This window comes from Thiocapsa sp. (assembly GCF_035467215.1).
GTDB lineage: Bacteria > Pseudomonadota > Gammaproteobacteria > Chromatiales > Chromatiaceae > Thiocapsa.
This window is the reverse complement of the sequence record NZ_DATITZ010000254.1, coordinates 1-9326: the sequence shown is the minus strand read 5'-3', so window position 1 is coordinate 9326 and position 9326 is coordinate 1. Positions and strand designations below refer to the sequence as shown.

Here is a 9326-nt window from a genome sequence, read left to right as displayed (position 1 = left end):
TCCTGGTGGAGTTCACCCTGGTCGCGGTGATCCTCCTGAAGCAGTACAGCCCGGCCTTCGCGCTGGTCGTCTTCGGTACGGTGGCGGTCTATTTCACCTTCACCTTCGCCATCACCGAATGGCGCATGGACTATCGCCATCGGATGAACCGCTTGGACTCGGAGGCCAATAATCAGGCCTTCGACAGCCTCATCAACTACGAGACGGTCAAATATTTCGGCAACGAGCGCATGGAGCTCGAGCGCTACGACGGCACTCTGGCCGAGTGGGAGGAGATGGCGGTCAAGAGTCAGACCTCCATGTCGCTGCTGAATTTCGGTCAGGGCGCGATCATCGCGATCGGCGTCACCCTGATCATGGCCTTCGCCGCCAACGGCGTGGTCAAGGGCGAGATGAGCGTCGGCGATCTGGTCCTGGTCAACGCGCTCATGCTCCAGTTGTTCATTCCGTTGGGCTTCCTCGGGATTGTCTACCGGCAGATCAAGTATGCGCTGGCCGACATGGACCTGGTCTTCAAGCTGCTCGAGCGTCGCCCCGAGATCCAGGACGCCTCCGGCACCAAGGCGTTGCGCCTGCGCGACGGCGAGATCCGCTTCGAGCACGTCGACTTTCACTATCAGCACGAACGGGCGATCCTGCGGGACGTCGACTTTCGGATCGCGCCCGGCCAGACGCTTGCAGTCGTCGGCCACAGCGGTGCAGGCAAGTCGACCCTGGCGCGCCTGCTGTTTCGCTTCTACGACGTGACGGGCGGGCGGATCCTGATCGACGGGCAGGACCTGCGCGAGATCACCCAGGAGAGCCTGCGCGCGGCGATCGGCATCGTCCCCCAGGACACCGTCCTGTTCAACGACACCATCTACTACAACCTGGCCTACGGACGGCCCGAGGCGACCCGGGCGGAGGTCGAGCGCTGCGCCGAGATGGCCCACATCCGGACCTTTATCGAAAGTCTGCCCGACGGCTGGGAGACCATGGTCGGGGAGCGCGGACTGAAACTCTCGGGCGGGGAGAAGCAGCGTGTGGCGATTGCGCGGGCGATCTTGAAGCAGCCGCGGATCCTGGTCTTCGACGAGGCGACCTCCTCGCTCGACAGCAATACCGAGCAGGCGATTCAGCAAACGCTCGCCGAGGTCGCGGAGAACCATACGACCCTGGTGATCGCCCATCGTCTGTCGACCGTCGTGGACGCGGACCACATCCTCGTGTTGGAGCAGGGCCGCATCCGCGAGCAGGGCACCCATCGCGCGCTCTTGGAGGCGGGCGGGCACTATGCCGCCATGTGGGAGCTGCAACAGCGCGAGGGCCCGGATGCGCCGGTGCCTATCACGGCGGCGACGACGGAGGCGCACGCCGCGACGGATCCGGAGGTGTTGCCGTGAGCCTGAGTCAAGCGCGGATCGTCGCGGAGCGCGGCGAGGAGATCGAGGCGTCGCGGGTCCGCGAGGTCATGCGCGCGGCCGGTCTCGCCGTGCCTTTGGTCGTGGTCGGGGCGACGCTCGCAGCGGGGATCGCTCTGCTGACCCTGCAGGGCGCGCGCCCGCATCTCGGCTGGGCGGCGCCGCTCGCGATGGCGGCGCTCGTCGGCGCCGCATTCGCCGCCTTGCTGTTTTGGAGCCGGTTGCGCAGCCAGCTGCTGCTGCCTCTGGTGCGCCTGGAGCATTCGCTCTCGCGGGTCTGCCAAGGGGAGCCGGGCGCGAGCGATGCCTTGGACGATGCCGGGGTCCTGGCTCAGGTCGCGCACGACATCCGCAGCCTGAACGAAGAGCTGACCGACCTGTACGAGGAGATGGACAACCGCGTCGCGCGCCAGACCATGCGGCTGGCGCAGAAGACCGCCTCGCTGAAGATCCTCTACGACGTGGCCGCCGGGATCCAGCAGGCGGAGAGCGTCGACGAGCTCTTGCTGCGCTTCCTGCGGGTGTTGAAGGAAATGATCAACGGCCGGGCTGCCACCGTGCGTCTGGTCATGCCCGACGGCTCGCGGCGACTCGTCGGCGCGATCGGCCTGGACGACGATCTGGTGCGCGAGCAGGATATCGGCCCGGTGGACCTGTGTCTGTGCGGGAGTGTCCTCACGCCGGGGGAGATCGTCTGCGGGAACGACGCGCGCTATTGCTCCAAGGTCTACGGCCGACGGATGTTCGCCGGCAGCGAGATGGAGGTGGTCACCGTGCCGTTGGAGCACCGCGACGAGCTGCTCGGCGTCTACACCGTCTTCATCGACCGGCCCGGCTTGAAGGCCCGCGAGGACATTCTGGACCTGCTCGCCACCGTCGGGCATCACTTGGGTGTCGCCATTGCCAAGCAGCGCTCGGACATGGAGGCCCGGCGGCTTTCGATCGTCGAGGAGCGCAACTCCTTGGCGCACGAGCTGCATGACTCGCTTGCTCAGACCCTGGCGAGTCTGCGCTTTCAGTGTCGCATGCTGACCGACTCGCTGCGCGGCAGTGCGATCTCGCTCGAGGCGCGCAATGATCTGAGCCGGATCCGCAGCGGGCTCGACGAGGCCCATACCGAGCTGCGCGAGCTGCTGGCGAGCTTCCGTGCACCCCTGGATCGACGCGGTCTCGTGCCGGCGCTCGAGAAGCTGACCCACCGATTCGGCCAGGAGACAGGCGCGCACGTGCTCTTTCAGAACGACTGTCGTCCATTCGAGCTCTCGGCGAGCGAAGAGCTTCAGATCTTGCGGATTGTCCAGGAATCGCTGGCCAATATCCGCAAACATTCCAAGGCGCATACCGTGAGGGTGATGCTGGCTCGGGAGTCCAACGGCCAGCATGTGTTGTTGATCGAAGACGACGGGGTCGGGTTCAGCACCCCTGCGGAGGGATCCAATCCGGGCGAGCACATCGGCCTGACCATCATGGAGGAGCGCGCGCGGCGCATCGGTGCCGAGCTGCGTATCGAGAGCGAGGCCGGGGAGGGCACGCGGGTGGAGGTGATCTTCGACGGCAACCGGCGCATCCCGCGCCAGGGACGGGTGGCGGCCTGATGCGCGTCTTGCTGATCGACGATCATGCCCTGTTCCGTTTCGGGCTTCAGGAGTTGTTGGAACGCCGGGGTATCCAGGTGGTCGCGGCGGTGGGCGACACCGCGATGGGTCTAAAGCGTGTCGCCGAGACCCTGCCCGACGTGGTCTTGCTGGACATGCGCATGCCGCAGCTCGACGGCCTGGAGATGCTTCGCCGGTTGCGTGCGGCACATCCGACCATGCCGATCGCGATGCTCACGACGAGCGCCGAGGAGCGCGACGTGATCGAGTCGCTGCAGGGCGGAGCGCAGGGCTATCTGCTCAAGGACATGGAGCCGGATGCCCTGATTGAGGCGCTGAGCGAGATCGTCCAAGGCCGCACGGTGGTGGCACCCGAGCTGGCGATCGTCCTGGCCAAGGCTGTCCAGGGCGAGGCCGCGGGGATGGCCGCCGAGGGCCGGATCGCCGACCTGACGCCGCGCGAGCACGAGATCCTCTGCCATCTCGCCGAGGGTCAGAGCAACAAGGCGATTGCGCGACGTCTGAATATCTCGGACGGAACAGTCAAGCTCCATGTGAAGGCGATCCTGCGCAAGCTCGATGTCCACTCGCGCGTGGAGGCCGCCGTAATTGCGGTCGAGCGCGGTCTGTGCGAGCGCAGAGCGGGCCGGGATATCGGATGAGTCGGCACCGGGTCCGAAGCGAACAGCGATGGCCCATACCGAGCGGAATAAGCGATGAAGAACTTTTTAGAGCTCATCAAAGACTGTCTGAGCGAAGTCAAAGAGATCATGCCCTGGGATCTGGAGGAGCGGCTTGCGGCGAACCCGGATCTGCTGCTGGTCGATGTCCGCGAGCCCGATGAGTTTGCGGCCATGCATATCGACGGGTCTCTGAACGTCCCGCGCGGTATCCTCGAGTCCGCCTGTGAATGGGACTACGAGGAGACGGTCCCGGAGCTGGTGCGTGCGCGCGACCGGGAGGTCGTGGTGGTCTGCCGCTCCGGATACCGCAGCATCATGGCCGCCCATTCGATGAACCTGCTCGGTTACGGAGACGTTTCCTCGCTGCAGACGGGCCTGCGGGGCTGGAAGGACTACGAGCAGCCGCTGGTCGACGCGGCAGGGGAGTCGGTCGACCTGGACGATGCGGATCGCTACTTCACACCGCGCCTCAGACCGGATCAGATGCGGCCGGCGAACTCATGACTCTTTCGGAAAAACCTTCGGATGCTGAATAAAACCAAGCGCTTGTTTACTTCGCTCTTGCCGGTTGACCCGGCTCGAACGGGCGCGTGCAACCGCTGCGGTGCCTGCTGCAAGCTGCCCTATCCCTGCCCCTTCCTGCGCTTCGACGACGAGGGTTTGAGCAGCTGCGCGGTCTACGCGGTTCGCCCGCCGAGCTGCCGGAAGTATCCGCGGGTGGCCGCCGAGCAGCTGACGCCGGAGCAATGCGGCTATTCATTCGCCTCGGCCGACGAGCGCGTGACAGACGCGATCGGGCTTGATCCGGTGACCGACCCCCTTTGAGCAAGCTTTGCATGTCTTCAAGAGGTGTCGGCTGTAGGTTGTGCCGAGCCGTGCGAGGCAGAACCAACCGTCGGCGCAAGTTCTGCTCCTCTCGTCAACAAAACGGGTCGGGTCGGCGAGGGGTAGGGGCGACTTTAGTCGCCCAGTCCGACCAGAGGGCGACTAAAGTCGCCCCTACACTGGGTCGATTGACGGCAGCACCGGCTCGCGGTGCCAGCCGGAGGGTCCGTGGATCAGTGCCTCTCCTTGATCCGGGTGCCATTCGGCCAGAACCGAGCGTACGGCCTCTCGGCCGTCGATCTGCACGCGATGGTCGCCCGGTCGGTGGGTGTGCCCGTGGATCAGGCGCACGGCGCCGTAGCGGCGCAGATAACGGGCGACCGTCTCCTGGTTGACATCCATGATCTCCGGGGTCTTCTCCGCGGTCGCGGCCCCGCTCTTGAGTCGGTAGTCGGCGGCGACCTTGCGACGCGCCGCGAGCGATCGCCAGAGGAAGAGGCGCTGGACGAGGGGGTTGCGGATGCGGCGTCGAAATCGCTGATAGGCGACGTCGTCGGTGCAGAGCAGATCGCCGTGCATGAGGAGCGTGGGCTCGCCGTCGAACCGGGCGAGGGTCGGATCGCGCAGGAGTCGGCACCCGGTCTCGCGGCAGAAGGCCCGACCGATCAGGAAATCCCGGTTGCCGTGCATCAGATAACACCGGACCCCGGAGGCCGTCACTGCGGCGAGCGCGGCCTTGACCTCGGCGTTGGGCGTGCCCTCGTCGTCGTCGCCGATCCAGGCGTCGAAGATGTCGCCGAGGAGAAAGAGCTGATCGGCCTCGCGGGCGCGCCCGGCGAGGAAGCCGAGGAAGAGGTCCACCGTTGCCGGGCGATCCGGCGACAGATGCACGTCCGAGACGAAGACACTGACGCCTTGAATAGTCACGCGGCGGTCTTCGCGGCGGTCCCGGCTCGGAGCGTTACTCGACGACGACCGCCTGCTCGAGCAAGACATCCTCGACCGGGACATCCTGGTGCCCGTGACGGGTGCCGGTCTGCACGCCGCGGATGGCGTTCACGACGTCCATGCCCTCTACGACGCGTCCGAAGACGCAGTAGCCCCAGCCGTCCTGCCCCGGATAATCCAGAAAGCCGTTGTCCGCGACATTGATGAAGAATTGGGAGGTCGCCGAGTGCGGGTCCATGGTGCGGGCCATGGCGAGCGTGCCGTTGAGGTTCTTCAGTCCGTTCTTGGCTTCGTTCTCGACCGGAGCGCGCGTCGGTTTGGGCGTGAAGTCCGGTGCCATGCCGCCGCCCTGGATCATGAATCCGTCGATGACGCGATGAAACAGCGTCCCGTCGTAATGACCGTCGCGGACATACTGCTCGAAGTTTGCACAGGTCTTGGGCGCCTTCTCGGCATCCAGCTCGACGAGGATGTCGCCGAGGTTGGTGGTGAGCTTGATCATCGGGGATCTCCGCTGGCTATTGCTGGCGCGCCGGCGGCGCACTCGGGTTTGGATAGGGTTCGACCGGCGCTGTGTCCGCCGCGGCGACTGCGGGTGCATGCGAGGCGAAGCCCACACGCGAACAGCGTTTCCCATGTCGGATCCGGGTTGAATGGTACGGGCTTTGCCGGGTCGGGGAAAGGCGGGTTCACGCGGGCATCCCCGGCTTTGCTACCATGCCGGCCTTGCCGGAACCTCGGCTCCGGGGCCGCTGCGGCCCGGACCAACCCACTTGCGAGTGCATTCCATGTTGCAGATCCACAATAGCCTCACCCGCCGCAAAGACCCCTTTCAGCCGATCGAGCCCGGCAAGGTGCGCATGTACGTTTGCGGGATGACCGTCTACGACTACTGCCATCTCGGCCATGCGCGCGTGATGGTGGTCTTCGATGTCGTCTATCGCTATCTGCGTGCGCTCGGCTACGAGGTGACCTATATCCGCAACATCACGGACATCGACGACAAGATCATCCGCCGCGCCGCGGAGGCCGGCGAGCCGATGCAGGCGCTGACCGAGCGCTTCATCCGGGCGATGCACGAGGACTCCGATGCGCTGGGGATCTTGCCGCCCACCGACGAGCCGCGCGCGACCGCGCACATGGACGAGATCCTCGCCATGATCGGCACACTGATCGAGAAGGGTCTCGCCTATGTCGCCGAGAACGGCGATATCTACTACGCGGTCGCGCGCTTCCCCGGCTACGGCAAACTCTCGGGCAAGGATCCGCAGGACCTGCGCGCGGGCGCCCGGGTGGAGGTCGACGAGGCCAAGCGCGATCCGCTGGACTTCGCACTCTGGAAGTCCGCGAAGCCCGGCGAGCCGGCCTGGGACTCGCCCTGGGGCTTGGGCCGGCCGGGCTGGCATATCGAGTGCTCGGCCATGAGCACCTGCGCACTGGGCAACCATTTCGACATCCACGGCGGCGGGGCGGATCTGCAGTTCCCGCATCACGAGAACGAGATTGCCCAGTCCGAGGGCGCGACCGGCGAGCCCTTTGTGAACGTCTGGATGCACAACGGCTTCGTGCGGGTGAACGAAGAGAAGATGTCCAAGTCGCTCGGCAACTTTTTCACCGTGCGCGAGATCCTGCAGCGCTTCCGTCCCGAGGAGGTGCGCTATTTCATCCTGACCAGCCAGTACCGCAGCCCGCTGAACTACGACGACGAGCATCTCGAGCAGGCCCGTGCGGCACTCACCCGACTCTACACGGCCTTGCGCGGTGTGCCGGACATCGCGGCCGGTGCGGTGGATGCGTCCGTGGCCGAGCCCTTCGTCGAGCGCTTCCACGCAGCGATGGACGATGACTTCAATACGCCCGAGGCGCTTGCGGTCTTGTTCGATCTGGTGCGCGAGGTCAACCGTCTCCGAGCGGATGATCCCGTCGCCGCCGCCGGTCCGGCGGCCGTGCTGCGACGGCTCGGCGGCATACTCGGCATCCTGCAGGAGGATCCGGAGCTCTATCTGCGCGGCCGGGCCGACGACGGCGGGATGTCGGATGCCCAGATCGAGAGCTTGATTCAGGCGCGTATCGCGGCCCGCGCCGCCAAGGATTGGGCCGAGGCCGATCGACTGCGCAAGCTGCTGACCGAGGCGGGCATCGGTCTCGAGGATGGACCGAGCGGGACGGCTTGGCGCCGCGGGGCTTGACCTTGGATCCTGAACGCATCTGAAGGCATCCGAACCGAGAGGGCCGCGCGGCGATCGCTTCCGCCGGAGGTGCGATGGCGGGGCTGGGTTCAGGCGTTCGAGCGGGGAGGATGGGTTTCGCTGCGTTCTACCCATCGGGTTTTTGGGGATCAGGGGGCGTTGCGTGCCCGGCAGGCTTGCTCGCACTCGACGGCGCGATTGGCGCAGTAGCCGTAGAGATTCTCGGCACAGGACCACCAGGGATAACCGCAATCGGAGCGCTCGAATGCCGAGGCCAGACACCGGCGGTAGTCGACGAATGCCTCGCTGTAGCCGGCCTGGCACTGGCGATAGTCGTAGCGCGCATCGGCGTTGCACCTGTCTCGGGCGCCTTGGCAGGCGCCGATACAGCTGAGCTCGGCGAGTTGTCCGGGCAAGCCCGGCGATTGGGCGCAGCCGCCCGACAGGGCCGCGAGGAGCAGGCTCGCGAGGCCGAGGACGAGGAGACCCACGCTCGACCGCGCGCCGAGTCGAATCGTCTCGGGCGGCCCCTCGCCGAGCCCCTCGCTAGGCTTGGTTCCGTGCATGAATGGCCTGGTTTGCATCCCTGAGTCGCTCCGTGTCGGGTTGATTCGAGATCGGGGGCGGCCGCATCCGGGGCTCGCCGTCTTTAGCAACTGCAGTCCGAATGCGTCCCGCTGTGCAGGGCGGGACGCAGAGGCTTCATGCGCCGATCCGCGCATGGACCGAGCAGTGGACCGCCGGACCCGGGATCCGGGAGACGGGTTGAAATGGCTCCCCGGCGGGACCGATTGGGCCTAAACTGACCGCCTGGTCATCGGGCAAGGATCCGAATCGACGCGGTCTCGACCGGCACCGACCGCCGTCCTGACCCGACCGTCCGGCCCGCGAGGTTACCGGTCGTCTTGCGCGGAGAACGCTTATGACCCGACGCCATCTCGTCGCCCTGTTGCCGATCCTGCTCGGGGCCTGCGGACTCGTGCCGCCGAATCATCTGGGCGGGATCGGTGCGAGCGTTTCGCCGATGGATTATGCCCGGCGGCTCTGCGCGCACCTGGATCCGGAATCCTACTCCTCCTGCGTGAGCGAGGTGCTGGACGAGATCGACCGCGGCCAGCCGAGTCCGCTGCCGCCGGGCTTTTCCACATCCGGCCCCTTCGCCGTCATCATGGACGGCGAGGTCTACGTCGGCCACTATCGTTCTGCTCCCTTCGTAGCCGATTTCCGTGTCTCGAACGGTAAGCACATCTGCCGCGGCGGCTACAACGCCTTCACCGGCTCGGCCGACGCCGTCTTCGACGTCTATTGCGACGACGGGCGCAGCGGTTGGGCCGACGTCATCCGCGCGGGCGACGGTCGCAACGGCATCGGCAAGATCGCCCTCGACGACGGGACCGAGGGCGACATCGTGTTCGGGCATCTGCCCCTCGGCGGCCTGAATCGCGGGCGCAACGACGCGCCGTAGGGGATGTAGAGGGTGTAGGGGCGATGTAGGGGAGACTTTAGTCGCCCAGTCGCCCGGTCCACGTTTACATGAGACCAAGAGGCGACTGAAGTCGCCCCTAGTGTGCCCGGCATGGGCCAAGACTTGCGATCTGCAAAGAGGTCGCCGGAGAGAGTGACGACAACCGTAGCGAAGCGCAAGGTGGACGCCGTGAGGCCAAGCTGAAAGAAGCGTGTAGCAAA

10 protein-coding genes are annotated in these 9326 nt (G+C 66.1%); 7 read left to right on the top strand and 3 right to left on the bottom strand.

Annotated elements, in window-relative coordinates:
* From VLR48_RS14650 to VLR48_RS14630, 5 genes are all read left to right on the top strand, one after another.
* Window positions 1–1382, top strand: a 1382-nt coding sequence (locus VLR48_RS14650; protein ID WP_325292503.1) for an ABC transporter ATP-binding protein/permease, incomplete at its 5' end; no start/stop codon positions are given.
* A gap of 68 nt (window positions 1383–1450) precedes the next feature.
* The gene (locus tag VLR48_RS14645; RefSeq protein WP_325292504.1) at window positions 1451–2995 is read left to right on the top strand and encodes a histidine kinase; all 1545 of its coding nucleotides are present in this window, start codon (window positions 1451–1453) and stop codon (window positions 2993–2995) included.
* Window positions 2995–3657 carry a response regulator transcription factor gene (locus VLR48_RS14640; RefSeq protein WP_325292502.1) on the top strand — a complete coding sequence of 221 codons (663 nt, stop codon included), beginning with the start codon at window positions 2995–2997 and terminating at the stop codon, window positions 3655–3657. The genes VLR48_RS14645 and VLR48_RS14640 overlap by 1 nt, the downstream gene beginning before the upstream one ends.
* Window positions 3658–3711: 54 nt before the next feature.
* Window positions 3712–4182 (top strand): rhodanese-like domain-containing protein, encoded by a 471-nt coding sequence (locus VLR48_RS14635; protein WP_325292501.1) that lies wholly within the window; start codon window positions 3712–3714, stop codon window positions 4180–4182.
* Between the two features lie 21 nt (window positions 4183–4203).
* The gene (locus VLR48_RS14630) at window positions 4204–4503 is read left to right on the top strand and encodes a hypothetical protein (protein ID WP_325292500.1); all 300 of its coding nucleotides are present in this window, start codon (window positions 4204–4206) and stop codon (window positions 4501–4503) included.
* Window positions 4504–4677: 174 nt separating this feature from the next.
* Here the strand turns inward: VLR48_RS14630 and VLR48_RS14625 are convergent, their stop codons facing one another.
* The gene (locus tag VLR48_RS14625) at window positions 4678–5499 is read right to left on the bottom strand and encodes a UDP-2,3-diacylglucosamine diphosphatase (protein WP_325292499.1); all 822 of its coding nucleotides are present in this window, start codon (window positions 5497–5499) and stop codon (window positions 4678–4680) included.
* A complete protein-coding gene (locus tag VLR48_RS14620) occupies window positions 5465–5953 on the bottom strand; it encodes a peptidylprolyl isomerase (RefSeq protein WP_325292498.1) in 489 nt (162 codons plus the stop codon). The genes VLR48_RS14625 and VLR48_RS14620 overlap by 35 nt, the downstream gene beginning before the upstream one ends.
* Window positions 5954–6239: 286 nt before the next feature.
* Between VLR48_RS14620 and cysS the strand changes: the two genes are divergently transcribed.
* Window positions 6240–7640: a cysteine--tRNA ligase gene (cysS, locus tag VLR48_RS14615; RefSeq protein ID WP_325292497.1), complete on the top strand. Its 1401-nt coding sequence runs from the start codon at window positions 6240–6242 to the stop codon at window positions 7638–7640.
* Window positions 7641–7789: 149 nt separating this feature from the next.
* On the opposite strand, the gene VLR48_RS14610 is transcribed toward cysS, so the two are convergent.
* Window positions 7790–8224, bottom strand: coding sequence for a hypothetical protein (locus tag VLR48_RS14610; RefSeq protein ID WP_325292496.1), 435 nt, complete (start codon window positions 8222–8224; stop codon window positions 7790–7792).
* 338 nt (window positions 8225–8562) lie between these two features.
* Here VLR48_RS14610 and VLR48_RS14605 point away from each other — a divergent pair, with 338 nt between their 5' ends.
* The gene (locus VLR48_RS14605; protein ID WP_325292495.1) at window positions 8563–9105 is read left to right on the top strand and encodes a hypothetical protein; all 543 of its coding nucleotides are present in this window, start codon (window positions 8563–8565) and stop codon (window positions 9103–9105) included.
* Window positions 9106–9326: the final 221 nt, after the last annotated feature.